This is a genomic window from Cruoricaptor ignavus (assembly GCF_014961145.1).
GTDB classification, from domain to species: Bacteria; Bacteroidota; Bacteroidia; order Flavobacteriales; family Weeksellaceae; genus Cruoricaptor; species Cruoricaptor ignavus.
This window is the reverse complement of the sequence record NZ_CP063145.1, coordinates 1,188,714-1,212,785: the sequence shown is the minus strand read 5'-3', so window position 1 is coordinate 1,212,785 and position 24,072 is coordinate 1,188,714. Positions and strand designations below refer to the sequence as shown.

Here is a 24,072-nt window from a genome sequence, read left to right as displayed (position 1 = left end):
TTGGCTCTACTTCAGGCTTCCCACCATATCCTCAGGCTTCACCCACTCGTCGAATTGCTCTGCCGTTAGCAGCCCCAGATTGATGGCTTCTTCCTTCAGGGTGGTGCCGTTCTTGTGAGCGGTTTTCGCAATTTTCGCCGCATTTTCGTAGCCGATGTGTGTGTTCAGCGCCGTCACAAGCATCAGGGATTTTTCCACCAGCTCTTTAATTCTCGGCTCGTTCGGCTCGATGCCCACGGCGCAATGGTCGTTGAACGAAATCATCGCATCCGCCAAAAGCTGCGCCGATTGCAGGAAGTTGTATGCCATCACTGGCTTAAACACATTCAGCTCGTAATTTCCCTGGGTTCCGGCGAAGGAAATCGTGGTATCGTTGCCCAGAACTTGCGCGCACACCATCGTCATCGCTTCATTTTGCGTAGGGTTCACCTTGCCGGGCATTATCGAAGAGCCGGGCTCATTTTCCGGGATGAAAAGTTCACCGATGCCAGACCTTGGGCCGGATGCCAGCAAACGCACATCCTGCGCGATTTTGTAGAGCGCCACGGCAAGCTGCTTCAATGCGCCGTGCGTTTCCACGATGCCGTCGTGCGCTGCCAGAGCTTCAAATTTATTTGGTGCCGTTTCGAAAGGCAGCCCTGTAAATTTCGCGATGTATTCCGCTACCTTTACATCGTAGCCTTTCGGCGTGTTCAGCCCGGTGCCTACGGCCGTTCCGCCGAGAGCTAATTCCTTCAGGTGTGCCAGCGTATTTTCGATGGCTTTTTTCGCATAATCCAGCTGAGCTACATAGCCGGAAAATTCCTGACCGAGCGTTAGAGGCGTAGCGTCCATCAAATGCGTACGCCCGATTTTCACGATGTTTTCAAATTTCTTCGCCTTTTCATCCAGCGTGTTGCGAAGTTTTTCTAACGCAGGCAAGGTGTGCTTCACAACTTTGGTGTAGGCTGCGATGTGCATTGCGGTTGGGTAGGTATCGTTCGATGATTGCGATTTGTTCACATCATCGTTCGGGTGCACGGTAGTTTTCTCGCCCAGTTTTCCGCCGGCATTGGTATGAGAGCGGTTGGCAATTACTTCGTTCACATTCATATTGCTCTGCGTGCCGGAGCCTGTCTGCCAGATTACGAGCGGAAACTGGTCGTCCAGCTTTCCATCCAGGATTTCGTCGCACACTTTCGCTATGGCGTCGCGCTTTTCTTCGCTCAGCACGCCAAGCTCCGCATTGGTATAGGCTGCGGCTTTTTTCAGGTAGGCGAAGGCTTCGATGATTTCGTGCGGCATACTGCCTTCCGGCCCGATTTTAAAATTGTTTCGGGACCGTTCTGTCTGTGCGCCCCAGAATTTCTCGGCGGGCACCTGCACTTCGCCCATTGTGTCTTTTTCAATACGGAATTCCATATTTGATAAATTTTATGTTTAAACTGTCTGCAACGAAAGTACAAAAAAATCTCCTTGCCGCAAACGAAAAAAATCATATATAAATGTTTTGCGGAAATGGAAATTTGTCTTACTTTTGCCTAAAATCAAACAGGATGCTTACTTTTCTTCTTTGGCCATTTTACCAATTTCTCTGGACGCTGTTCTTTCTGGTTATGTTCTTAGTGGGGTTTTGGTGTATATTTATGTTTGGCCTGGTAGTGGTGCCAATGTGGCTTACGGAAGGGCTTGCAGAATATTTTGGCAAAACCAAGCCGTTCGACCCGGAAGATATCCGAAGGAAAACCCTGCCGGAGCAGGAAGGTGTGGAAGTGGTCTACAGCAACCCTAAAGGCGAGGGGCCTTTCATCCACGAGCACGGCCACGGCACGCATGCTGACGATGCGCCTACCTATCAGTAGCCCTTAAATCTTTAGAAAATTTAATCCGCAGCAGAAATTGTTGCGGAATTTTTTGTTTTGTGATTTTGAGCAGATAATAATTTTCATTTGCAAAAGCGCACTACAAATTCTGTGGGATCATTTAATCTTACAATGCTATCTTTGCAAATTCAATTTTCCAAAAATGGCCAAGTCCCTTATTCCCAAATTAGAAGCGATAAAGCAGCGATACAACGAAGTGGCAGACCTGATCATCCAGCCCGATGTGATTTCTGACCAAAAGAAGTACGGACAGCTGAACAAGGAATACAGCGATTTGGGAAAAATCGTGAAGGTATTTGATGAATATTCTGCTGCGCTGAAAACCATCGAAGAATCTGATGAAATCATTGCAGATGGCTCAGATAAAGACCTTGCGGAGCTTGCCAAAATGGAAAAGCTGGAAGCTCAGGAGAAAATTCCCAATTTGGAGGAAGAGCTGAAAATACTGCTGATTCCGAAAGACCCAGCCGATGATAAAAATGTAATCGTGGAACTGCGTGCAGGCACAGGCGGAGACGAAGCCGCGATTTTCGTGGAAGATGTGTACCGAATGTATTCGATGTATTTTAAGGACAAAGGCTGGCGCCACGAAATCACCGATTCAAACGAAGCGGCGAAAGGCTATAAAGAGCTGATAATGAAGGTGGAAGGCGATGGAGTGTACGGCGTGATGAAGTTTGAATCCGGTGTGCACCGCGTGCAGCGCGTTCCGGAAACGGAGTCTCAGGGCAGGGTGCATACATCGGCAATTACCGTGGCAGTTTTGCCGGAAGCCGAAGAAGTGGATGTAGAAATAAACCCGGCCGATATTGAAATGCAGACTTCAAGATCCGGTGGAGCAGGCGGACAGAATGTGAACAAGGTGGAAACCAAGGTGCAGCTTACGCACAAGCCTTCCGGCATAGTGGTGGTTTGTCAGCAGGCGCGTTCTCAGCTGGCGAACAGAGAGCTGGCGATGGAGATGCTTCGCGCGAAACTTTATGATATGAAGCTGCAGGAAGTTCAGGGCGATATTGCGGCGCAGCGCAAGACGATGGTTTCCACGGGAGACCGCTCCGCGAAAATCAAAACCTACAATTATCCGCAGGGAAGGGTGACGGACCACCGCATCAACAAGTCCATCTACAACCTGGATGCCTATATGAACGGCGATATTCAGGAAATGATGGACGCCGTGATAATGGCGGAAAACGCTGAGAAAATGAAGGGTGAGGAGTGATAATTAAAATTTGTTTATAAAATATTGATCATTAAAAACTTTTTTTATTTTTGTCCCGAATAAAATTTTATACAATGAAAAAACTAATCCTTTCTGCCACAGCCCTTACGCTTGCGGTAGTATCTTGCAAAAAAGTGGAAAAAGAAGAAATCCACACGGATGAGAATATTGTGGTATACGAAGCAGACAGCCTTGGCGATACCTCCTCCCTTGGCGATACCCTAAGCACGGGAGCTGTGAGCACCGGGCCGGTAACGGAAACCACCACCAGCACAACTACCACTTTGGAACCCTCGAATGAAGCCAAAAACGACTTCGAACGCGCTCTTGACAAAACTGAACAAGGCCTTGACAAGGCGGGTAACGCCATTAAAAAAGGCGCTCAGGATGTAGAGGCAGGAGCAAAAGAAGTAGCCAATGATGTAAGTACAGCGGCGAAAAAAGGTGCCAATGATGTAAAGGCAGGGGCACAGGATGTGCAAAGAGACATCGAAAGGAGGACCAGATAAAATAAAATCACACTTTTCATCACTTTTATTTGCAAAATCGTCGCAAAGTTTTAATTTTGCAGCACTAAAAAAATTATCAACTATGAAAAAAGCATTTTTCGCGCTTAGCGCTGTGGCAGTACTTTCTGTAGTATCTTGCCAGAAAAAAGAAGTAGAAACTGTGGAAACAACAGAAACTGAAGTAGTAACGCCTGCTGAGGAGACTATGACAACTGGCGAAACAGTAGTGCCTGAGACAAACGAAGCTGTGGTAGATACGGTAGCTACATCTACAACTACTACTGTGACGACTCCGGAAGCGGCTACAAACTAAATTATGTAAATATTTGAAAAAAACGGGCAGGAAACTTGTCCGTTTTTTTTATTTTAAATAACCATCAAAACTGATGGACTGGCGGTCTGCAAAGCCAAGGTAAACAAAAATTTCAAAGGCAGTCGTTAGATACTGAGACTGGACTTCACTACAACAGATTTAGGTATTATGATTCTGATGTGGGGATGTTCATTTCCAGAGACCCTATCGGTCTGCTCGGTGGGAATAATGTATTCCAGTATGCTCCGAATCCGATTGGGTGGATTGACCCGTGGGGACTTAAATGTAAAGACCCCAATGGCTATAAAACACATGATATAGACAATCATGGCAACTTATCTCCTCAAAAAAACCGTGCAGATGGTCATGGAAATAATGCAAGTGATAACTTTATTCAAAGTCATCATCCTATTCAAGACGAATGGGCACAGAGAAATATTTCTGGTTATAGAAGAAATAGAGCACCAGGTATACTTCTACCGTCTTCTTCAGGTATGTCTCACGCACAAATAAGTGCTTTGCAAAGAACTAGAAGAGCTCAACCTAATGGTTGGAATACTTCTTTAAGACATGAATTTAATGAAGGGTATAGGGAGATGATAAATTCAGGTGTAAGTCCAAAAAATGCTAAAAAAGCTTATAAGAAAGCTTATAAATATTTTGATGGACTGAGAGAACAAAACGTAAATAATCCATTATTTGATATATAGAGGTAAAATATGAAACCAAATCAATCAATAGAACAACATTTCAACCTTAAATTACCAAAAGAGTATCTAAAATTTGTTACCAACATAGGTGAAGAAATATTTGAACTTCCTAATACGTCTATTAGCTTATATCCTCTTTCTTTGTTAATAGAAAGAAATATGACGTATGATATACAAACCTTTGAACCTAATGCAATATTGATAGGTCAAGATGGAGATTTAGGGTTTTTTATTAGAAGAGATAGTGGAGAGAATATTTTTGAATTAGGTTTAGGGGCTTTGGGTTCTCTTGAAATGAGATTAAAAGGTAATGATATTTACGACTTTCAAGACAAAATCCAAATAGAATATTTGGATGAAGATTAAGTATAGTAGTTTTTCTTATATTTTTTTATTCCCTAGCCAATTCCGAATAAAATTATCTTGTCTATCGTAAACACTTACAAATACGGCATTTGCTAGCCTAAAAACTAGCAAATGCTTTTTACTGGATTAGCCAACGATTTACAAGGCATTGATAAGAAAACCCACCGCCCAACTAAATTGATTAGCCAAGGTAAACAGGTCGGTTATTTTTATGATAAGCATGGCAGGGTTAAGACTAAGACGTTAACGCCTGTTGATAAAGACGGTGAGCCGTTAAAGCAGTCTAGCCAAAGTATTGTGGGGTATTTGGAATCTCTACAACTGTTTTATACGCCAAACAATGAGCTTGAGAAGTCCATTAAAATCCACCAACAAGGCTTTGATGTCACCACAACGACGACGCATTATTACTATGATGCGTTTGGGCGACGGATTGGCAAGTCAAGTAGTACGCAAAAATCGAGTAAGCTTAATCAGCGTGGGCATTTGGTAAGATTTTTGAAGCCAGTTTTAGAAAAAGGTGATACAGTTATAATTGAAGGTGAATACAGAGCCTGTAAAAGCTGTAAGGGTAAAATGAATGATGTTAAAGAATTTTTTGATAATTGAAGTAGATATTATTTATAAGTCTCCAGAAGCCGAAGATTGGCATGCTGGAAGAAAACTTAAGAAGAAAACACCTAAACCTGAATGTTAATTCTAAAGGAAATCTGACATGAAATTTAAATCAGAAAATTCAGTATATTATATTGAAGATGAAATACTTACTATTGCCTTTGCTGACAGTAAGAAGCCTGACCCAAACAGATATTTAATTTTACAGAGAGAAGTAGATAATTCTGAAATTTACTATTATGAAGTTAATTCTCAAATGTATTCAAATGATGGCGGTATTGAGAAAGTACAAATAAATAACAACAGTTTAATAGTTTTATTTAACTCAAATCAAAAAATTTATAAAGATGGTATTAAGATTTTAGAAATAGATTTTGATTTTAATAATGAGATGAAGGAAAAAATAATTAAGCTTTTTTCAGATAGTGATACAGTGCTAGAAGTTTTGTAAGATATCAATATTTCTGCCCGTCCACCATGAAAATCAATAAAAAGCATTTGCTAGCCTAAAAAACTAGCAAATGCTTTTCATTATAAGACAGCAATTGGCAAATCCAAGAATACACCGATGAGCAGATTTTTACGACGGTGTATGAGCAAGGTAGCTTTGAGCCTGTTGCCCGAATCGTTCAATTAGCAAGCCATATTGAGCAGAAAGGATTAGGCAGCCATTATAAACACAAAGTAGAGGAAAAGTAAATAAAATCAAAAGGAGACGAAACATTTTTTCTTTTTGAATCCAAATCACAAAATATGCTTAAGTCTTGAAAAACCTCTTGGAATAGAAATTGATATGCAAAATTGAAATTTTAAGGAAATTATAATGAAAAAAATAAAAGCTATCGCGATGGGGGCTGCTGCATTTGCCACTGTTGCCTGTACCACAAATCCCGTGACAGGGCGCCGCTCCCTGCAGATGGTAAATAACCAACAGATAAATGCTATGGCTTTCCAGCAGTACCGCCAGACGCTTTCCGAATCTAAGGTAATTACTAACACTGCCGCATCAAAACAGGTAAACAATGTAGGGCTCCGGATAAAAAACGCTGCCGAAAACTATTACCGTAGCATAGGACGCAGCAGCGACCTGCAGGATTACAATTGGGAATTCAACCTCATAGATGAAAACCAGATGAACGCCTGGTGTATGCCTGGCGGAAAGGTGGCGGTATACACCGGGATCTTGCCGGTGACAAAAAATGATACAGGCCTCGCCGTAGTTTTGGGGCACGAGGTATCTCACGCCCTGGCGGGGCACGGAAACGAGAGAATTTCCCAGGCTATGCTGGCGCAGTACGGCGGAGCTATAGCGGGCAGCACGATCTCTAGTGCGGCCTGGCAGCAGGTTTTCCAGGCGGCTTACCCTATCGGCTCGCAGGTCGTACTTCTCCGATACGGCCGCAGCCAAGAGTTGGAGGCAGATCAGATGGGGCTTTACCTAATGTCTATGGCGGGCTATGATCCGCGAGAGGCGGTACCCTTCTGGCAGCGGATGGAGGCAGCATCCGGCGGGCAGCGCGCTCCAGAATTCCTCTCCACCCACCCGAATCCTGGCAACCGCGTAAGGGATATAGAGAAAAATCTGCCGCGCGCACTAGAATATTATAAGGCTTCCGGAGGGAAGATTTAATTAATTCCACAAAAACTTCCCAAGTTTCGTAACTTTGGGAAGTTTTTATTTACTGCAAATGAAAGGACTTACCGCTGTAGGCTTCGTACTCCTACTTATTTCAGGATTGCTTTTTTATCTAACAACAGATTTTTCGATAGAGAAATTTCAATTATCCCACATAATGGGCATTATGGGCGGGGTAGGCATAGGGCTCATCATCGGCGGTATTGTAGGATACTCCGCAAAGGGCAGCGCCATAAAGGCCGAGCGCAAGCGCCAGGAACTGGAGAGGCTGCGCCGCGAGAAAGAAGAGCTGGAACGGCGCGCCGCGCAGGCGGAGCGGATGAGCCAGCCCGACTATGACCCACAGGCGGAGGAGCTGAGAAAAGCCGCCCGATTCTTTACCAGGAAATAAGTTTTATTAAAGTTTGTAGCCAATGCCAAGCATCACAAAGGCCGGGCGGTAGTCGTAGGAGATATTGTTGTAACCTCCGCCATCCATTACTTTTTCTACAAATTTCCTCTTTTCTTTGGACAGGGCTGTTTCATATTTTAGGCTTAATACCAGCTTCTTAATTTCGCTCTGGAAGCCAAACTGCCAGCCGACATTGAGGTTTTTTTCAGAATCTTCATAAAAATGCTGGTAGCTGTCATCGCTGATATCCTCACTTTTCGGTGAGAAATTATAGCTCAGCACAGGGCCGGTATGTGTGCTAATCAGGTTGCCCCAGATCTTGTAGCCTACCAGCACGGGGATGTCCAGGCGGTTGCTGCTCGCTTTTATTTTTTCATTGTAAGCGGCTTCCGTGATTTCGTTTTTAAAATGAGTGTAGTAAACCTCCGGCATTACATATAGGGACATCGGCAAATTGATTTTTGAGGAAAGCCCAATGTTGAACCCCGTGCTGTTTTCGCCCTTTCTGCTAATGGTCTCCTTCGCCGCGGCGTAGCCCTGCTTCCAGTCTGCCTTGGCTACCGGCACCAGCAGGTGGGTCTTGGCAGAAAACGATACAAACTGTGCAGAGGCAATACCGCTGCACGCAAGGGCGATGGCGCTAATCAAATCCTTCATTCTTCGGTGGTTTTGTGATGATGTTTTCAATGGAAGTTTTATTGGTTCTTAGCATATAATCCCGCAGCTCTTTGAACATTTCAGAGGAGTACACGAAATTAATCAGATTTTCATTCGGCGCAGAGATTACATCGTCCTTGGTACCTTCCCACTCCTTCAGCCCATCCTTCAGGTACACGATTTTTTCCCCGATGGTAAGCACGGAGTTCATATCGTGGGTGTTGATGATGGTGGTGGTCTGGTACTCCCGGGTAATCTCCAGAATCAGGTCATCAATCACATTGGAGGTAAACGGATCCAGCCCGGAGTTTGGCTCGTCGCAGAAGAGGTATTTCGGGTTGTTCACAATTGCCCTGGCTATTGCCACGCGCTTCTGCATACCTCCGGAGATTTCAGACGGGTATTTTCTCCCTGCCTTTATCAGATGCACCCTGTCCATTACCTCCTGTACCTTTCTCTTCTTCTCCCGGAAGGACAGGTTGGTAAACATATCCAGCGGGAAGCTGATGTTTTCCGCCACCGTCAAAGAGTCGAAAAGCGCGCTGCCCTGAAACACGGTGCCTATTTCCATGCGTATGTTCTGCTTTTCCTCCCTGCCCATCTTAGTGATGTCCCTCCCGTCGAAGAGGATGTTGCCGCTGGTGGGCTCGTGCACATTCAGCAGGCTTTTCAGGAACACGGTTTTTCCGGAGCCGCTTTGCCCGATTACGAGGTTTACATTTCCTGTCTCAAAAGTGGCGGTGATGCCTTTTAAAACTTTATTATCCCCGAACTGTTTCGTTAAATCTTTTACCTCAATCATCAGCTCATCAGCATTTGGGTTAAAAGTAATTCAGAAACGATGATAAAGACCATCGTCCACACCACGGCATCGGTACTTGCGCGGCCCACCTCCAGGGAGCCGCCCTTTACCGTATAGCCGAAATAGGCAGGCACGGAGGCAATAATAAAGGCGAAGACCACCGTCTTGATAAACGCATAGCGGTAGAAGTACGCCGGCATATACATCTGGATCCCGGTGATATAATCGGCAGTCGTCCACTTCCCGGTCATCATCCCTGCCCAGTAGCCTCCCAGGATGCCGAATACCATACTCAGGGCTATCAGCAGCGGGTTGAAAATTACGGCTGCCAGCACCTTTGGAGCGATGAGGAAGTTGGGTGAATTCACCCCCATAATGTCCAGCGCGTCAATTTGCTCGGAAACGCGCATAGTCCCGATGCTGGAGGCTATGTAAGATCCTACCTTGCCCGCCAGCACCAGGCTGATGACCGTGGGGGCAAACTCCAGTACCAGCACGGCCTTGGTAGCGTACCCCACAAAGGTGGTAGGGATCGGGAATGTGGATGCATCAAAATTATTATACATCTGTATGGCGACCACCGCCCCGAAAAATATGGATGTGAAAACCGTTAGTCCAAAAGAATTGACACCTAAGTCGTTGATTTCCCGCATAAAAGCTTTGTAGAACATATTCCACTTCTGCGGGGGGCGGATCGCCTTGCCCAGCAGCAGAAAATATTCGCCGATTGCGGTCAGGAATTTTTTTATCATACTGCGAAAGTAAGATTTTTTTAGTTGTCTTCTATGCTTTTCTGTTTCAAAACCAAATGGATAGCTTATCAGGGTATGTTCAGATACTTATGCGTCTGCACGGATGCTCGCCATTTCGGGTTTTCCAATATAAATTTCGTGATCTCCGGGTACAGAATCTCCCGCCTGCCCCACTCGCTCTGCAGCAGCAAATGGCAGCTATCGGAGACCTTTTCCGCCTGGGCTTTTGCAAACTGAAAATCATGCTGATTGTACACAATGACTTTCAGCTCGTCTGCCCTTTGATAAATTTCCTCCAAAGGCAGGGAGTTTTTCTTCGGCGAAAGCGTTACCCAATCCAGCCTTCCGCTCAAAGGGTGCGCTCCCGAGGTTTCTATGTGGATGGCGCAGCCCAGAGATTTCAGATGCTGCGTAAGCGGTTTCAGGTTCCACATCAGCGGCTCCCCGCCAGTTATCACGATGGTTTTGCAGTGTGCCGCCGCAGTTTTTGCCAGTTCTTCCGCGTTTATAAGCGGATGAAGTTCCGCATCCCAGCTTTCCTTCACATCGCACCAGTGGCAGCCCACATCGCAGCCGCCCAGCCTGATGAAGTACGCCGCTCTGCCGCTGTGCATACCCTCGCCCTGCAGCGTGTAGAAATGCTCCATCACGGGAAGTGCCAGCCCGCTTTCCAGATCAGAATTTAAAGTCATCAGTCTGCAAAATTACGCAAAACTTTAGCGAAAACGGACGGGCAGTAAATTTAGCTAAAAACCTTACTCCTCTCTCTGGTTGCCGTGGGTTTCCTCTAGGAAGAAGGTGAGGATGAATGCCAGCGCGATGCAGAATACCCAGAACATCAGGCTCCTTTGGAAATGCTCGTGAAGGTCGGTAACCGTGGCAAGCTGGCTGCCAAGGGTTTTTGCAAACAAAGGCCCGATAATGCTGGTGACCCCGAAGGTGATGAAATTCTGTACCCCGGAAGCACTCCCAATTACATTCTTCGGGTTCACTTCCTTAATGATGGAATACGGAACCATAGCCGAGCCGGAGAAAACGCCGAACAGGAACATAGTAAGCTTTGGCGGCAGCAGGTTGGGTGCCAGCATACCTTGAACGATCATCAGTGCCATACCGATCAGCGCGCCGAAGATTACGGGTTTCCTCCTGCCAATCCTGTCGGAGATGAAGCCCATCAGCGGTGCCCCCGCCACCCAGCCGAGGGATGCCATAGCGGCGGTACGCGCTGCCAGCTCTTTGGTAAAGCCGAGATCGGTCACGAAATAGCCTACCGCCCAAGTCATTACAAACACGGTAGTAGGGGCAAACATCAGCCCGGAGATGGCACCCGTAAGCCACGACTGCGGATTGCTGAAGATTATTTTCAGCGGCTCCAGGATGGGCATCTGTTTCCTGCGTGCCGCGTCCTCCGGGGTCGGCCTTGGGATGATTAGGAGCATTAAAACCGCAGGGATGAAGCACAGCGCGCTGAGTGCCAGCCACACGGTCTTAAACTCTACCCCGAGAGACATTATCAGCGGCATAAAGGACTGCCCAGCAAAGCCGCCGAACATCCCCACGCATTGCGTGATGCCTATAGCCGTTGCCTGTGTTTTCTGAGAAAAACCTCTGGTAGCGAGGAAGATACAGCCCGGGAATGCAAACGCACTCGCCGCCCCCTGGAGCATCCGCCCCGTAACGCCGGTAGCCTCTGAGGCGAGGATAAACAGTGCGCAGCCAATGCCCAGAACAAGAGTGCCCGCAAACATAGACCGCCTAGCCCCGAATTTATCCAGGCAAATGCCCGCCAGCAAAGCGCAGATGGAGTAGGTGTAATAATATGCCCCGAAGATTTCCAGCGCGCGCTGAGGAGCCACTCCGTATAGGTCAGAAAACTGCTGAGTCATTACAGAAGGCGTGGAACGCGTGGCATAGGCAATGAAATAAAAAACGAGCCCTATAGCCCAGGCGGTAATGAACGCGTTTTGCGTGTGTTGGTTTTTAATTTGAGTTGACATAATTATCTAAAATTTTTTTGGTAAGCAATCAGCGTATTTTTCATCAACATTGCCCTTGTCATCGGGCCTACGCCTCCTGGCACAGGCGTTATCCAGGATGCCCTGGGTTCGCAGGAATCGAAATCCACATCGCCCTCCAGATGATAGCCTTTGCGGGAATCATCATCTACCCTGGTGATGCCCACATCCACAATCACGGCGCCGTCCTTTATCATTTCGCCCGTCAGAAATTTCGGCTTTCCGAGCGCAACGATCACGATGTCTGCCATTTTGGTAAATTCCGCAATGTTCGGTGTGTGGCTGTGCACGATGGTCACGGTAGAATCTCCGGGATTTCCCTTACTGCTCATCAGGATGCTCATCGGCCTGCCTACGATGCGGCTTCTGCCGATGACTACGCAGTGCCTGCCCTTCGTTTCGATTTGGTTTCTTTCCAGAAGCTGCATTATTCCGAAGGGTGTGGCTGGGAGGAAGGCTTCCATCTCCAGCGCCATTCTCCCGAAGTTTTCCGGGTGGAAGCCGTCCACATCTTTCTTCGGGTCTATGGCTTCGATGATTTTTTCTTGGTCAAAATTTTTCGGCAAAGGCAGCTGCACGATGAAGCCGTCAATTTCCGGATTATCGTTCAGCTTCTGAATTTCAGCGAGGAGCTCATCTTCCGAAATCGTTTCCGGCAGGCGCAAAAGTGTAGAGCCGAAGCCTACTTCCTTGCAGTCCTTCACCTTGGAATTTACATAGGCCTTGCTTGCGCCGTTTTCTCCCACGAGAATTGCGGCAAGATGCGGCGGCCTTTTTCCGCCCTCGGTGATTTTAGAAACCTCCGCCTTTATTTCATTTTTAATGGTTTGGGACAGGGCCTGTCCGTCGAGGATTTTTGCCATTTTTCTTTTTGATTTTAAATTCCGAAACCGCCCAGTAAATTCAGTTCCTGGCCTTTCTCCGGCTGGCCCTCCAGCAAGGGCACCGCTTTTCCGATGAACTCGCGAACTCCAGGGATGCTCAGGGAATTATCGTGGTCTTCCTTGCTGTCCCAGATTTCCGTCACGAAAACTTTATCGGAACCATCGGTGCTGATGACATAGAGTTTGCAGCCTTTCGCCGTGGAAACCAGTTGGGATGCTTCCAGCAGGATTTCCGCCAGTTCATTTGCTTTTCCGGCCTTCGCCGAAAGCGCGCCGTGCAGTAGGTATTTGTTCATTGGGTTAGGGTTTTGAGAATGTTTTTGATTTGATTTTTAAATATTGGTAAATCTTCTTTCAAAGTAGTCCAAACTTCATCATAATTGACAGAAAAGTATTCGTGAATTAGGTAATTTCTCATTCCTACAGCAGGTTTCCAAGCAACATCAGAGTGTAAATTTTTCAATTCATCAGAAATATGGCGAGATGCTTCGCCAATAATTTCCATATTTCTGACTATTATATCCTGCTTTTGCCAGTCCTCCAAATATTCACCGTATGAAAGATTTTTAAGTACAAAATCTATCCGCTCTATGCTTTGCAGAATATGTTCCAGCCGCAGAATATCCTGATTAGTTTTCATAAATAATTTTCAAATCTCGGTAAATTTCTTCGCGCAGTAAGGGATGCAGGTACTTCTCAGACACCAGGTCTACCGAAGTTTTTAGATTTTCTTCCAATGCCTCCTGAATTTCAAATTTTTTAAACAGGGAAATAGGCTCCGCAAATTCGTAAAGAATATCCAAATCGCTGCCTTCAAGATTTTCACCGCGCGCAAAAGAACCGAACACACCTATTTTTTTAGGATTATACGGTTTCAGTATCTCTATGATTTTATTGGATTGCGTTTGAGTAATCATAATCATCCCAAAATTTTTCTACTTCTTCGAAAGATAATAATTCATCAGCCCATTCGTGGAAGAATCGTGCGTGGTGACTTCCGTGCCCGTTTTTATTTCCTTTAAAATATTGCCTGCCAGCACTTTGCCAAGCTCCACGCCAAACTGATCGAAACTGAAAATGTTCCAGATGATGCCCTGCACGAAGATTTTGTGCTCGTAAAGTGCGATGAGCTGCCCAAGGGAAAACGGCGTAAGCTCATCAAACAGGAAGGAATTGGTAGGCGTATCTCCGCCGAAAACCTTGTAATTCAGCAGCTTGCGGATTTCTTCATCGCTCTTCCCGCTGCTTTTCAGTTCGGCTTCCGCCTCGTCCTCCGTTTTCCCGAAAGCCAGGGCTTCTGTCTGAGCAAAGAAATTCGCCAGAAGTTTTTCCTGATGGTCGCCCACTTCGTTCGGCGATTTTACATAGGCCAGAAAATCCGCCGGAATCAGCTCCGTTCCCTGATGAATCAGCTGGTAAAACGCGTGCTGTCCGTTAGTTCCCGGTTCACCCCAGATGATCGGCCCGGTTTCATACTCCACGAAATCGCCGTTTCTGTCCACAGATTTGCCGTTGCTCTCCATATCGCCCTGCTGCAGATACGCCGCAAAACGGTCGAGGTACTGAGAATAAGGCAGGATGGCGTAGGTTGGCGCACCGTAAAAATTGCGGTACCATATGCCCAAAAGCCCCATCAGCACAGGGATGTTTTCGCGGAAATCCGCACTGCGGAAATGCTCGTCCGTATCGAAAGCGCCGCGCAAAAGCTGCTCAAAATTATCGTAGCCCACGGCAAGCACAATGCTCAGCCCAATTGCCGACCACAGCGAATATCTGCCGCCAACCCAATCCCAGAACTCGAACACATTTTCTTCCGCTATGCCGAATTTCTTCACGGCTTCCAGGTTGGTGGAAAGCGCCACGAAATGCTTTGCCACATCGCCTTCGCTGCCGGATTTCAGGAACCAGCCCTTCGCAGATTCCGCGTTGGTCATCGTTTCCTGCGTGGTAAAAGTTTTTGAGGCGATGATGAACAGCGTGGTTTCAGGGTTAAGATTTTTTAAAGTTTCCGCGAGATGATTGCCGTCCACATTGGAAACGAAATGCACATTTAGCCTTGTTTTAAAATGCTTCAGCGCACTGCAAACCATCACAGGCCCCAAATCCGAACCGCCGATGCCGATATTCACAACATCGGTGATTTCCTTGCCGGAAAATCCTTTGTGCTCACCGGAAACCACCTTTTCAGAAAAGGCCTTCATCTGCCCTAAAACCTTTTGAACCAATGGCTTTACATTTTCGCCGTCCACTAAAATTTCGCGGTCAGAAAAATCGCGTAGCGCAGTATGCAGCACGGCGCGGTTTTCCGTTTCGTTGATTTTCTCCCCAGAAAACATCGCATCAATTGCCGTTTTCAGCTGGCATTCCTCGGCAAGGTTCAGCAGCAGCTCCATCGTTTTTTCATCCGCCAGATTTTTGGAATAATCAAAAAGGAAATTCTCCCCCTTCACGGAAAATTCGGCGAAGCGGTTAGGGTTTTCGGCGAACAACTGGCGAAGTTCAAAATCAGAATTCAGGAAATGCTCGTTCAGGCTTTGCCAGGCATCGGTGTTTTCAGGGTTAATTTTCGGAAGCATTGTGTTTGTTTTTATTTTCTTCAAATTTACTCAAATAAAAAATCCCCGGAAAAATTCCTGGGGAAAAATCACCTATCAATTATCAATCGCATCTATTAATTATCATCCACTGCCAGCTCTATCACCTCGCTCATTGTCTTTACATAGTGCACCGTTAGGGTTTTCAGGTAGTCTTGGTTTATTTCTTCCACATCCTTCCGGTTCGCATCGCACAGGATCACATCCGTAATGCCGGCTCGTGCGGCGGCCAGCAGCTTTTCTTTGATTCCGCCCACAGGAAGCACCTTTCCGCGCAGCGTGATTTCGCCTGTCATTGCCCAGTGCTGCTTCACTTTTTTGTTTTTAAAACTGCTCACCATCGATGTCAGCATCGCAATTCCGGCCGAAGGCCCGTCTTTCGGCGTGGCACCTTCTGGAACATGTATGTGCACATTTTTTTTCGCCATCATTTCCTCCGAAATGCCGAGCTGGTCGTGCTTTGCCTTGATGTATTCCAGCGCGATCTGTGCAGATTCCTTCATCACATTGCCCAGGTTTCCCGTCATCGTCAGCTTGCCTTCGCCGTTGCTCAGGATGCTTTCGATGAAGAGGATATCGCCGCCCACCGATGTCCACGCCAAGCCCGTAACTACGCCTGGTGAATCCGTGATTTCCGATAAGGTTTTTGGCCTTGGCACGCCAAGGATGTCGTCTATTTTCTTGATGGAAATCTTTGCGTCATAATCATTGCCCATCGCAGTTTGCAGTGCTGCCCATCTTGCAATGGCAGATATTTTTTGGTTAAGCGCCCTCACGCCGCTTTCCGATGTGTGCGCTTCTATGATGTGCCTTAGCTCCGCATTTCCCAGCTTGAAGGAATCGGCGGGAAGCCCGTTCTCTTCCTGTATTTTTTTGATGAGGTGGCGTTTCGCGATTTCCACCTTTTCCTCCAGTGTGTAACCGGCAATGCGGATCACTTCCATCCTGTCCAGCAGCGGTGTCTGTATTTCGCTCACCGTGTTTGCCGTGGCTATGAACATCACCTTGCTAAGGTCGTAGCCCATTTCTAGGAAGTTGTCGTAGAAGCTGCTGTTTTGCTCCGGGTCCAGCACCTCCAGAAGCGCAGCGCTTGGGTCGCCGTGTACGCCGCGCCCAATTTTGTCGATTTCGTCTAGAATCATCACTGGATTGCCCGTGCCCGCTTTTTTCAGGCTTTGCAAAATTCGCCCCGCCATAGCACCTATATAGGTTTTCCTGTGCCCGCGGATTTCGCTTTCGTCGTGCAGGCCGCCCAGAGAAACGCGCACATACTTTCTACCCAGGGCATCGGCTACGCTTTTCCCGAGCGAAGTTTTCCCGACACCGGGCGGACCAACCAGGCAGAGTATCGGCGATTTCATATTGTCCTTCAGCTTCAGTACGGCCATATGTTCCAGGATGCGCTTCTTGATGTCATCCAGGCCAAAGTGCGCTCTGTCCAGCGTCTTGCGCGCCTTCCTGATGTCGAAAATGTCTTTTGAGTAATGCTGCCATGGCAGTTCCAGAAAGAAATCAAGGTAATTCCGCTGGATGTTATAATCCGGCGAGCTGGGATTTTGCCGCTGAAGCCGCTTCAGTTCCCGCTGAAAATGCGCTTCGGTTTCCTCGTCCCATTTTTTCGACCTTGCCTTTTCCAAAAGCTCCTCAGCATCGGTATCCGGTCCGCCGCCCAGCTCTTCCTGTATCGTGCGGATTTGCTGGTTCAGGTAATATTCCCGCTGGTTTCTGTCGAGCTCCTTATTGGTTTTTTGGTGAATCTGGTTGCGCAGTTCAAGCTTGCGGAAGTCTTCGTGCATCAGCTCGTAGCACATTTCGGCGCGCTTTTGCAGGCTTTTTTCTTCAAGGAGCCTCTGCTTCTGCGCCGCTTCAAAATTGCCATTGCAGCAGATGAAGTTCAGCAGCTCTTCCCGGTTGCCAAGGTTGTTGATGGCGAAAGCCGCACCGTTCGGAATGCTTGGGTCAAGGTTTACGATTTGCAGCGCCAGATCCTTGATGTTGTCCAGAAGGGCGTCCCAGTCTTCCTTTTTCCGCGGCTTGCTGTCGCCCAGCTTCTCAATTTCCGCTCTGAAATACGGCTTTCTGTCGGTATAATTTTTTACTTTAAACCGCTGAATTCCGCGGACGATGGCAGAGATGTTTCCATCGGGCAACTTGATGGTTTTCAGTACTTTAGCCAAAGTTCCCACGCTGAATAGGTCCTCTTGGGCAGGGCTGTCCACATTAGAATTTTTCTGGCAGATGATGCCCACCAGATCACCGGTGCTCAGCGCATCGTCCAGCAGGCGTTTGCTTTGCTCGCGGCCTGCGGTTATCGGCGTAATCACGGTAGGGAACATCACCATATTCCGCACCGGCAAAATCGGGAAACTCTGCTGTTTCTCATTTTCGCCGAGCACCTGTTCCAAATCTTTCAGGCTGATTTCTTCGGTTAAAATTCCGATGCCGTCCGGCAGCACGCTGCCCATATCAATATCTTCAAAATCAATCATAAACTTGGGTGACAAAAAGTCATTTTTTCCACGAAATTTCCTGAGCGAACCATCGCAATGCCCGCAAACCCGCAAAAATTCATCAGGAGCGTTATCTGCTCAATTCCTATGCCACCAGACGATTTGGCAGAAAGATTTCTGAAGTGGCGAGAATTTTAAACCACGGAGACACAGCGTTTGATTGATTGAATCTTCAGCAAAACACAGACACAGTTTTTTTAATTGTTTAGAAGAAATCCGTGTTCTCTGTGTTTGTTCACCCCCCTCAAGAAAAAAATCCCTGACACCGTGTTTAAAGTTTGAACCACAGAGTTTGGTCGATTATTTATAATACACAGACTCACAGAGTTTTTGGTGGAGAAAAATAATCCGTGACGCCGTGTTAAAAATTTTAAACCACGGAGCCGCAGCGTTTGATTGATTGAATCTTCAGCAAACACAGAGACACAGTTTTTTTAATTGTTAAGTGAAATCCGTGTTCTCCGTGTTTATTCACCCCCCTCAAGAAAAAAATCCCTGACACCGTGTTTAAAGTTTGAACCACAGAGTTTGGTCGATTATTTATAATACACAGACTCACAGAGTTTTTGGTGGAGAAAAATAATCCGTGACGCCGTGTTAAAAATTTTAAACCACGGAGCCGCAGCGTTTGATTGATTGAATCTTCAGCAAAACACAGACACAGTTTTTTTAATTGTTTAGAAGAAATCCGTGTTCTCTGTGTTTGTTCACCCCCCTCAAGAAAAAAATCCCTGACACCGTGTTTAAAGTTTGAACCACGGAGCCACAGTGTTTAGTTGATTAGGTTTTCTGTAAAACACCCATCATCTTTTATCAATTATAGCTGCATTTTCTTCTCTAATTAACAAAAATTTCTATCTTCGCAGACTGATAATTTTGTAGAAAGTAAAATGGCAGTTTTAACAGAGATAAGGAATCGCCCGTGGCTCGTAATTGTGATGATTGCGCTGGGGCTATTGGCTTTTTTGGTGAATCCGAGCAGTCTGGATAATATTTTTGGCAAAAACCCAAATGTGCTGGGCAAGGTGAACGGCGAGAAGATCACCGCCGATGAATACCACGATGTGCTGTATGTGCTTCGTGCGCAGGCTCAGCAGCAGGGGCAGCCGTCTCAGGGGTTGGAGGACCAGGCGTGGCAGATGGTGGTGCAGGGGAAGCTCATCCGCCAGCAGTTCGAAAAGATGGGGCTGGAGCTGACGGAGGATTTTTTCTATAACCAGCTTCAGTTTGATCCGCTCTTTGCGCAAAATCAGGAGAATTTTGATGAAAAGGGGAATTTCAGAATTAAGGAAATAAAGAAACAGGTAGAAGACCTGAAAAACTCCGGGAATACCGAGGCGTATAACGACTGGCTGAAAATGCGGCGGATGATAGAATACCGAATGATGGCGCGCCAGGTTTTCGGTAATGTAACGGCGGGCGTAACCACCAGCAGCAAAGAGGCGGAGGAAATGATGCGCCGGCGCGATGCCGTAGCGGATATAGATTTCGTGAAAATTGATTACGAAAAGTACCTGCAGAAAAATCCGCTGAAAGTTTCCGACAAGGATCTGGAGGATTATATTAAAAAACATCCGTCGTTATTTAAGTCGGAAGCAAGCAGAAACCTCGCAGCAGTACACTTCCCGGCGGTGCCCTCCGCAGCGGATGACGCTGCCGCGCTGGAAGAAATCACCAGGCTTGCCAGTGGCGAGACATCCGAAAACTTTGCCAATACCACGGATGCAAGGGCGTACCTTAATGCCTACTCGGATGTAAAGTTTAACGATAACTACCTGATGCCCAACCAGATGCCGGAAAACATCCGCGCCCAAATGATCTCCGGCGGCAGCGGGACTATGGTAGGGCCGTACAAGCAGGATAATCTATATGTAGTTTCCAAGCTGATAGATAAGAAGCCCAGCGACTCCACGCTTTCCCGGCATATCCTGATTGCGTACAGCGGCAGCCCCGCGGGGCAGGGCGTGAAGCGGAGCCGAGAAGAGGCGGCGAAACTTGCAGATTCCATCGGTGCCATCGTAAAAGCTAGCCCGGCGAGGTTTTCCGAATTTGTTAATCTTTCCAACGACCCCGGCTCGGCTGTGCAGGGCGGCAGCCTAGGCTGGACTACGCCGCAGACGCCGTTCGTGCCGGAGTTTCAGAAGTTTTTACTTGAAAATTCCAAAGGAGCTACCGGCGTGGTGGAGAGCCAGTTTGGCTATCATATCATCAATATAGAAGACAAAAAAGCAGGCGCGATGACTTACCAGATCGCGAATCTGGTAAAGGAAATAAAGCCGAGTGAGCAAACCGAAGCCGCCGCAGACAGGGATGCCAAGCGGTTCATCCAGCAGGCGCAAGGCAAGTCTTTTAACGATTTTGTAAATCTTGCAAAAAAATCGGGAGGGCAGTTCAGCCATGCAAAATCTGTGAAGAGGTTTACGGGCTACATCCAGGGACTTGGCACGGACAAGGATGAAGAAATCATCGCCTGGGCATACGACAAGAAAAGAAAGAAGGGAGATACAGAGCTTTTCCAGGTGGAAGGCACGGGCGACAGAATAGTCGTTTATCTCAACGGTAAGCAGGACGCCGGGCTCGCAGATGCAGAGAGTGTGCGCGACCAGATAGAGCCAATAGTGAAAAATGAGCTGGCAGCGAAAAAGATCATCGAAAAACTTGGAAATACCCCATCGATGGATGCCGCAGCAAAAATGTTCGGAGAAATGAAGCAAACCGCGCAGGTGAATATGCTGAACCCGATGGTGAACGGCAGCATAGAGCCTAAGGTTGCCGGTGCGGCCTTCGGCGTTGCGAAAGGAAAAACAAGCAAGCCAGTGGAGGGTATGACGGGTGTCTACCTTCTCGTGAAGAAGAATGAGACCGTGAATAAGCAGCCCGGCCCGGATGCCAAGGAGATCGCCAAAACACTATCCTCCCGGAATGCACAGGAGTTTGGTCTGGCGCTGATCAACAGCCTGGAGAGGAATGCAGATATAAAGGACTACAGGATCGAAATCCGGAACAGGTCGGAGAGGTAAGCCGTAATTTAGAATTAATATAAAATACTGGCAGGCGGAAGGCCTGCCTTTTTCATCTTTGTCTTCTGAAATTTTATCTATATTTGTCATCTGAAATAACTGCGCACAACTGTGAAATTTTCTAAAGAATTAAAAGCCGGGCTTATTGCTGTACTCGCGATCCTCGGTTTCGTATTTATGTACAGGTTTATGAGCGGGAAGCACATCTTCAGCACGGATGATGTGTACTACGCAAAATTCGACAATGTGGAAGGTCTTTCCCAATCCAGCCCTGTTTCTATTAACGGGATGAAGGTAGGGCAGGTGGAGGAGATTACCCCCATAACAGACAAGGCAAACAGGCTCTTCTTCATCCTGAAATTAAGGATAAATGATGATTTTAAATTCGCCCGAAACTCTACGGTAGAAGTATTTGAGCCCGGGTTTATGGCCGGTAAGGAGATGAGAATTAACCTCGGGACGGGCAGCCTGATGGCTAAGGACGGCGACACGCTGGCGGGCCACATCAAGTCGTCTGCACTGAATGACCTTTCTACGCAACTGGAGCCTGTGAAAGACCAATTCCAGGTGGTGATGGCGAACCTGGACTCCTTGCTTATCAGCACCAACCAGGTGGTGGATGCACGGAACCGCGAAGAGATCCGGCAACTGCTTCAAAATATGAACCGCGCCGTGGCTTCCTTTGAGACCGCTGGCTCCGGGGCGAATACGCTTTTTACTAATAATGATCCCCGCCTGCAGCAGGTGCTGGACAATGCGAGCCTCGCCACCCTGAGCGCCCGTACCGCGCTGGACAGGTATTACCGCGTTGCAGATGAAATCGATGTGCAGAAGCTTAACAGAACGATAGACCAGCTCTCCGTGACATCCGAAAAACTGAACAATGTAGTGACCAATATTCAGCAGGGCAATGGATCGCTTGGCAAGCTGGCGTATGATGAGGAGCTTTACCAAAATCTTAACAGAACTTCCAACCATCTGGACAGCCTGATTCTGGATGTAAAGCGTAACCCGAAACGCTATGTGAATTTCTCTGTATTCGGCAAAAACAGTAATTAGAGTCAATATGCAATATCTTGATAATATATTTTTTGCGATCTGCCTAATAGCCGGGCTGGGGCTTTTTTATAAGCACATTAAGGAGATTTACCGGAATATAAAGCTTGGTAAATCCATCGACAGAAGGGACCACCCGAAAGAACGCTGGAACACGATGTTCCGGGTAGCTTTTGGGCAAAGCAAGATGGGGGCGAGGCCTGTCGCGGGCTTTATGCACTTCCTGGTATATTCGGGTTTCATAATCATCAATCTGGAGCTGATAGAGATTTTCATTGACGGTATCTTCGGTACACACCGCTTCCTAGCAGGCATTTTCGGGGATACGCTTTATAGCTACTTTACGGCGCTGCTGGATATTATGGCGCTGCTGGTTACCATAGCCGTGGTGGTGTTTTTTATCCGCAGGAATATCATCCACATCAAAAGGCTGAATATGAAGGAGATGGTAGGATGGCCGATGAAGGATGCCAATTTAATCCTGATCATTGAATTTGCCCTTATGATGGCGTTTTTCAGTATGAATGCCGCAGACAGCATCCTGCAGCAGAGGGGCGTGCTGCCGAAACACGGTTCCTTCCCTATCAGTTCCAACTTGATAGCGCCGTTTTTCGAGGTTTTCAGTTTCAGTGATACTTTCTTGATGTTTATAGAAAGATTCGCGTGGTGGTTTCACTTCCTCGGTGTGCTGTTTTTTATGAATTATCTCTACTGGTCTAAACACCTGCACATTCTTTTTGCTTTCCCCAACACCTGGTTTGCAAAACTTCAGCCAAAGGGACAGCTGAACAATCTTCAGTCCGTAACTGATGAGATAAAACTGATGATGGATCCCAATGCTGACCCGTACGCTGCAGCACCGGAACCGAACCCGAACGCAGTACCGGAAAAATTTGGTGCAAATGACATCTTTGATCTCAACCAGGTGCAGCTGCTCAACGCCTATACCTGCACGGAGTGCGGCCGGTGTACCTCCGTTTGTCCCGCAAACCTTACCGGGAAAAAGCTTTCCCCAAGGAAAATAATGATGGATACCCGCAACAGGCTGGAGGAAGTAGGTAGAAATATCAACGCCAACGGAAAGTTCGTGGATGATGGAAAAAAACTGATTGACGACCACATCACGCGGGAGGAGCTGCGTGCCTGCACCACTTGCAATGCCTGCGTACAAGCGTGCCCAATCCTGATAGATCCGCTCTCCATCATTATGGATCTTCGCAGGTATATGATTATGGAGGAAAGTTCCGCACCGCAGGAATGGAACCTTATGATGAGCAATATAGAAAACAATGCCGCGCCCTGGCAGTATAACCAGGCAGACCGCCTGAACTGGGCAAATGATTAATTTTTCAGAAAGATGGATTTCGCTATAAAAACAATGGCAGAATATGCCGCAGAAGGAAAATCTCCCGAAGTACTCTTCTGGGTGGGCTGCGCCGGCAGTTTTGATGACCGAGCCAAAAAGATTACTAGGGCTTTTGCTAAGATTTTAAACAGAATAGGGGTAGAGTTTGCCGTGCTCGGACAGGAAGAATCCTGCACAGGTGATCCTGCGAAGCGCGCCGGAAATGAGTTTGTGTTTCAGATGATGGCGCTAACCAACATCGAAGTGCTGAACGCTTACGAAGTGAAAACCATCGTAACTGCCTGCCCGCACTGCTTTAATACTTTGAAGAACGAATACCCTAGCCTTGGCGGAAAATACGAGGTGCTGCACCACACACAATTCCTGAAAAACCTGATGGAAAGCGGCAGGCTGAAAGTGGAAGGAGGAAAGTTTGAAGGCAAAAAAATCACCTTCCACGATCCCTGCTACCTTGGCCGTGCAAATGATGAGTACGAAGCGCCTCGCGAACTGCTGCGAAGCCTGGATGCAGAGCTTGTGGAAATGAAACGCTGCCGGCAGAACGGCCTGTGCTGCGGGGCTGGCGGTGCACAGATGTTTAAAGAGCCGGAAAAAGGAAATAAGGACATCAACATCGAGCGGACCGAGGAAGCACTGCAGGAAAAGCCGGCGGTAATAGCCACAGGGTGCCCGTTCTGCAACACGATGATTACCGATGGCGTAAAGCATTTCAACAAAGAGCGGGAAGTTGCGGTGAAGGACATCGCGGAGCTTCTGGCTGAAGCGGAAGATTTGTAACTTTGTAAAAAATCCGCG

General features: G+C 47.2%; 26 protein-coding genes. 14 read left to right on the top strand and 12 right to left on the bottom strand.

What is annotated here, in order from left to right; all coding sequences use genetic code 11:
- Nucleotides 1-6: 6 nt before the first annotated feature.
- Nucleotides 7-1,401, bottom strand: coding sequence for a class II fumarate hydratase (gene fumC, locus IMZ16_RS05935; protein WP_193439270.1), 1,395 nt, complete (start codon nucleotides 1,399-1,401; stop codon nucleotides 7-9).
- A gap of 134 nt (nucleotides 1,402-1,535) precedes the next feature.
- Here fumC and IMZ16_RS05930 point away from each other — a divergent pair, with 134 nt between their 5' ends.
- From IMZ16_RS05930 to IMZ16_RS05885, 10 genes are all read left to right on the top strand, one after another.
- Entirely contained in the window at nucleotides 1,536-1,841 is a 306-nt protein-coding gene (locus tag IMZ16_RS05930) for a hypothetical protein (RefSeq protein WP_073177818.1), read from the top strand.
- A 163-nt stretch (nucleotides 1,842-2,004) separates the two neighbouring features.
- A complete protein-coding gene (gene prfA / locus IMZ16_RS05925; protein ID WP_193439269.1) occupies nucleotides 2,005-3,081 on the top strand; it encodes a peptide chain release factor 1 in 1,077 nt (358 codons plus the stop codon).
- Nucleotides 3,082-3,155: 74 nt separating this feature from the next.
- Nucleotides 3,156-3,590: a hypothetical protein gene (locus IMZ16_RS05920; protein ID WP_073177813.1), complete on the top strand. Its 435-nt coding sequence runs from the start codon at nucleotides 3,156-3,158 to the stop codon at nucleotides 3,588-3,590.
- A 160-nt stretch (nucleotides 3,591-3,750) separates the two neighbouring features.
- Nucleotides 3,751-3,903 carry a hypothetical protein gene (locus IMZ16_RS05915; RefSeq protein WP_193439268.1) on the top strand — a complete coding sequence of 51 codons (153 nt, stop codon included), beginning with the start codon at nucleotides 3,751-3,753 and terminating at the stop codon, nucleotides 3,901-3,903.
- Nucleotides 3,904-3,989: 86 nt separating this feature from the next.
- Nucleotides 3,990-4,613 carry an RHS repeat-associated core domain-containing protein gene (locus IMZ16_RS05910; protein ID WP_193440810.1) on the top strand — a complete coding sequence of 208 codons (624 nt, stop codon included), beginning with the start codon at nucleotides 3,990-3,992 and terminating at the stop codon, nucleotides 4,611-4,613.
- 9 nt (nucleotides 4,614-4,622) lie between these two features.
- Complete coding sequence (locus tag IMZ16_RS05905) at nucleotides 4,623-4,979, top strand: hypothetical protein (RefSeq protein ID WP_193439267.1); 357 nt, start codon at nucleotides 4,623-4,625, stop codon at nucleotides 4,977-4,979.
- Between the two features lie 111 nt (nucleotides 4,980-5,090).
- The gene (locus IMZ16_RS05900; RefSeq protein ID WP_193439266.1) at nucleotides 5,091-5,588 is read left to right on the top strand and encodes a hypothetical protein; all 498 of its coding nucleotides are present in this window, start codon (nucleotides 5,091-5,093) and stop codon (nucleotides 5,586-5,588) included.
- Nucleotides 5,589-5,694: 106 nt separating this feature from the next.
- Entirely contained in the window at nucleotides 5,695-6,045 is a 351-nt protein-coding gene (locus tag IMZ16_RS05895) for an Imm10 family immunity protein (RefSeq protein WP_193439265.1), read from the top strand.
- A gap of 372 nt (nucleotides 6,046-6,417) precedes the next feature.
- Nucleotides 6,418-7,224: a M48 family metallopeptidase gene (locus IMZ16_RS05890; protein WP_193439264.1), complete on the top strand. Its 807-nt coding sequence runs from the start codon at nucleotides 6,418-6,420 to the stop codon at nucleotides 7,222-7,224.
- 58 nt (nucleotides 7,225-7,282) lie between these two features.
- Complete coding sequence (locus IMZ16_RS05885; protein WP_073177793.1) at nucleotides 7,283-7,621, top strand: DUF1049 domain-containing protein; 339 nt, start codon at nucleotides 7,283-7,285, stop codon at nucleotides 7,619-7,621.
- A gap of 6 nt (nucleotides 7,622-7,627) precedes the next feature.
- Here IMZ16_RS05885 and IMZ16_RS05880 read toward each other — a convergent pair whose 3' ends face one another.
- The 11 genes from IMZ16_RS05880 to lon all read right to left on the bottom strand — a co-directional run bounded on the left by IMZ16_RS05880 (nucleotide 7,628) and on the right by lon (nucleotide 17,814).
- Nucleotides 7,628-8,278: an outer membrane beta-barrel protein gene (locus IMZ16_RS05880; protein ID WP_193439263.1), complete on the bottom strand. Its 651-nt coding sequence runs from the start codon at nucleotides 8,276-8,278 to the stop codon at nucleotides 7,628-7,630.
- Entirely contained in the window at nucleotides 8,262-9,080 is an 819-nt protein-coding gene (locus tag IMZ16_RS05875) for an ABC transporter ATP-binding protein (RefSeq protein WP_193439262.1), read from the bottom strand. The genes IMZ16_RS05880 and IMZ16_RS05875 overlap by 17 nt, the downstream gene beginning before the upstream one ends.
- Complete coding sequence (locus IMZ16_RS05870; protein WP_073177788.1) at nucleotides 9,080-9,832, bottom strand: MlaE family ABC transporter permease; 753 nt, start codon at nucleotides 9,830-9,832, stop codon at nucleotides 9,080-9,082. The genes IMZ16_RS05875 and IMZ16_RS05870 overlap by 1 nt, the downstream gene beginning before the upstream one ends.
- Before the next feature lie 68 nt (nucleotides 9,833-9,900).
- Nucleotides 9,901-10,524 (bottom strand): 7-carboxy-7-deazaguanine synthase QueE, encoded by a 624-nt coding sequence (locus tag IMZ16_RS05865; protein ID WP_193439261.1) that lies wholly within the window; start codon nucleotides 10,522-10,524, stop codon nucleotides 9,901-9,903.
- A gap of 63 nt (nucleotides 10,525-10,587) precedes the next feature.
- A complete protein-coding gene (locus IMZ16_RS05860; RefSeq protein WP_193439260.1) occupies nucleotides 10,588-11,829 on the bottom strand; it encodes an MFS transporter in 1,242 nt (413 codons plus the stop codon).
- Nucleotides 11,830-11,831: 2 nt separating this feature from the next.
- The gene (gene folD, locus IMZ16_RS05855) at nucleotides 11,832-12,710 is read right to left on the bottom strand and encodes a bifunctional methylenetetrahydrofolate dehydrogenase/methenyltetrahydrofolate cyclohydrolase FolD (RefSeq protein ID WP_193439259.1); all 879 of its coding nucleotides are present in this window, start codon (nucleotides 12,708-12,710) and stop codon (nucleotides 11,832-11,834) included.
- A gap of 14 nt (nucleotides 12,711-12,724) precedes the next feature.
- Nucleotides 12,725-13,027, bottom strand: coding sequence for a putative quinol monooxygenase (locus tag IMZ16_RS05850; protein WP_073177781.1), 303 nt, complete (start codon nucleotides 13,025-13,027; stop codon nucleotides 12,725-12,727).
- A complete protein-coding gene (locus IMZ16_RS05845; protein ID WP_193439258.1) occupies nucleotides 13,024-13,371 on the bottom strand; it encodes a HepT-like ribonuclease domain-containing protein in 348 nt (115 codons plus the stop codon). The genes IMZ16_RS05850 and IMZ16_RS05845 overlap by 4 nt, the downstream gene beginning before the upstream one ends.
- Nucleotides 13,361-13,654 (bottom strand): nucleotidyltransferase family protein, encoded by a 294-nt coding sequence (locus tag IMZ16_RS05840; protein ID WP_227411484.1) that lies wholly within the window; start codon nucleotides 13,652-13,654, stop codon nucleotides 13,361-13,363. Before IMZ16_RS05840 ends, IMZ16_RS05845 begins: the two co-directional genes overlap by 11 nt.
- Before the next feature lie 12 nt (nucleotides 13,655-13,666).
- Nucleotides 13,667-15,307: a glucose-6-phosphate isomerase gene (gene pgi / locus IMZ16_RS05835; RefSeq protein ID WP_193440809.1), complete on the bottom strand. Its 1,641-nt coding sequence runs from the start codon at nucleotides 15,305-15,307 to the stop codon at nucleotides 13,667-13,669.
- Nucleotides 15,308-15,402: 95 nt separating this feature from the next.
- Entirely contained in the window at nucleotides 15,403-17,814 is a 2,412-nt protein-coding gene (gene lon / locus IMZ16_RS05830; RefSeq protein WP_193439257.1) for an endopeptidase La, read from the bottom strand.
- A gap of 911 nt (nucleotides 17,815-18,725) precedes the next feature.
- Here lon and IMZ16_RS05825 point away from each other — a divergent pair.
- From IMZ16_RS05825 to IMZ16_RS05810, 4 genes are all read left to right on the top strand, one after another.
- Nucleotides 18,726-20,855, top strand: a complete 2,130-nt coding sequence (locus IMZ16_RS05825) for a peptidylprolyl isomerase (RefSeq protein WP_193439256.1) — start codon at nucleotides 18,726-18,728, stop codon at nucleotides 20,853-20,855.
- A 111-nt stretch (nucleotides 20,856-20,966) separates the two neighbouring features.
- Nucleotides 20,967-21,914 carry an MlaD family protein gene (locus IMZ16_RS05820; RefSeq protein WP_193439255.1) on the top strand — a complete coding sequence of 316 codons (948 nt, stop codon included), beginning with the start codon at nucleotides 20,967-20,969 and terminating at the stop codon, nucleotides 21,912-21,914.
- 7 nt (nucleotides 21,915-21,921) lie between these two features.
- Nucleotides 21,922-23,256: a (Fe-S)-binding protein gene (locus tag IMZ16_RS05815; protein WP_193439254.1), complete on the top strand. Its 1,335-nt coding sequence runs from the start codon at nucleotides 21,922-21,924 to the stop codon at nucleotides 23,254-23,256.
- A gap of 12 nt (nucleotides 23,257-23,268) precedes the next feature.
- Nucleotides 23,269-24,054, top strand: coding sequence for a (Fe-S)-binding protein (locus IMZ16_RS05810; protein WP_193439253.1), 786 nt, complete (start codon nucleotides 23,269-23,271; stop codon nucleotides 24,052-24,054).
- Nucleotides 24,055-24,072 lie beyond the last annotated feature (18 nt).

Bases quoted from the DNA above. Each gene is read 5' to 3' on its own strand.
- fumC (WP_193439270.1), bottom strand. From the start codon at position 1,401: ATGGAATTCCGTATTGAAAAAGACACAATGGGCGAAGTGCAGGTGCCC.
- IMZ16_RS05930 (WP_073177818.1), top strand. From the start codon at position 1,536: ATGCTTACTTTTCTTCTTTGGCCATTTTACCAATTTCTCTGGACGCTG.
- prfA (WP_193439269.1), top strand. From the start codon at position 2,005: ATGGCCAAGTCCCTTATTCCCAAATTAGAAGCGATAAAGCAGCGATAC.
- IMZ16_RS05920 (WP_073177813.1), top strand. From the start codon at position 3,156: ATGAAAAAACTAATCCTTTCTGCCACAGCCCTTACGCTTGCGGTAGTA.
- IMZ16_RS05905 (WP_193439267.1), top strand. From the start codon at position 4,623: ATGAAACCAAATCAATCAATAGAACAACATTTCAACCTTAAATTACCA.
- IMZ16_RS05900 (WP_193439266.1), top strand. From the start codon at position 5,091: ATGCTTTTTACTGGATTAGCCAACGATTTACAAGGCATTGATAAGAAA.
- IMZ16_RS05895 (WP_193439265.1), top strand. From the start codon at position 5,695: ATGAAATTTAAATCAGAAAATTCAGTATATTATATTGAAGATGAAATA.
- IMZ16_RS05890 (WP_193439264.1), top strand. From the start codon at position 6,418: ATGAAAAAAATAAAAGCTATCGCGATGGGGGCTGCTGCATTTGCCACT.
- IMZ16_RS05885 (WP_073177793.1), top strand. From the start codon at position 7,283: ATGAAAGGACTTACCGCTGTAGGCTTCGTACTCCTACTTATTTCAGGA.
- IMZ16_RS05880 (WP_193439263.1), bottom strand. From the start codon at position 8,278: ATGAAGGATTTGATTAGCGCCATCGCCCTTGCGTGCAGCGGTATTGCC.
- IMZ16_RS05875 (WP_193439262.1), bottom strand. From the start codon at position 9,080: ATGATTGAGGTAAAAGATTTAACGAAACAGTTCGGGGATAATAAAGTT.
- IMZ16_RS05870 (WP_073177788.1), bottom strand. From the start codon at position 9,832: ATGATAAAAAAATTCCTGACCGCAATCGGCGAATATTTTCTGCTGCTG.
- IMZ16_RS05865 (WP_193439261.1), bottom strand. From the start codon at position 10,524: ATGACTTTAAATTCTGATCTGGAAAGCGGGCTGGCACTTCCCGTGATG.
- IMZ16_RS05860 (WP_193439260.1), bottom strand. From the start codon at position 11,829: ATGTCAACTCAAATTAAAAACCAACACACGCAAAACGCGTTCATTACC.
- folD (WP_193439259.1), bottom strand. From the start codon at position 12,710: ATGGCAAAAATCCTCGACGGACAGGCCCTGTCCCAAACCATTAAAAAT.
- IMZ16_RS05850 (WP_073177781.1), bottom strand. From the start codon at position 13,027: ATGAACAAATACCTACTGCACGGCGCGCTTTCGGCGAAGGCCGGAAAA.
- IMZ16_RS05845 (WP_193439258.1), bottom strand. From the start codon at position 13,371: ATGAAAACTAATCAGGATATTCTGCGGCTGGAACATATTCTGCAAAGC.
- IMZ16_RS05840 (WP_227411484.1), bottom strand. From the start codon at position 13,654: ATGATTATGATTACTCAAACGCAATCCAATAAAATCATAGAGATACTG.
- pgi (WP_193440809.1), bottom strand. From the start codon at position 15,307: ATGCTTCCGAAAATTAACCCTGAAAACACCGATGCCTGGCAAAGCCTG.
- lon (WP_193439257.1), bottom strand. From the start codon at position 17,814: ATGATTGATTTTGAAGATATTGATATGGGCAGCGTGCTGCCGGACGGC.
- IMZ16_RS05825 (WP_193439256.1), top strand. From the start codon at position 18,726: ATGGCAGTTTTAACAGAGATAAGGAATCGCCCGTGGCTCGTAATTGTG.
- IMZ16_RS05815 (WP_193439254.1), top strand. From the start codon at position 21,922: ATGCAATATCTTGATAATATATTTTTTGCGATCTGCCTAATAGCCGGG.
- IMZ16_RS05810 (WP_193439253.1), top strand. From the start codon at position 23,269: ATGGATTTCGCTATAAAAACAATGGCAGAATATGCCGCAGAAGGAAAA.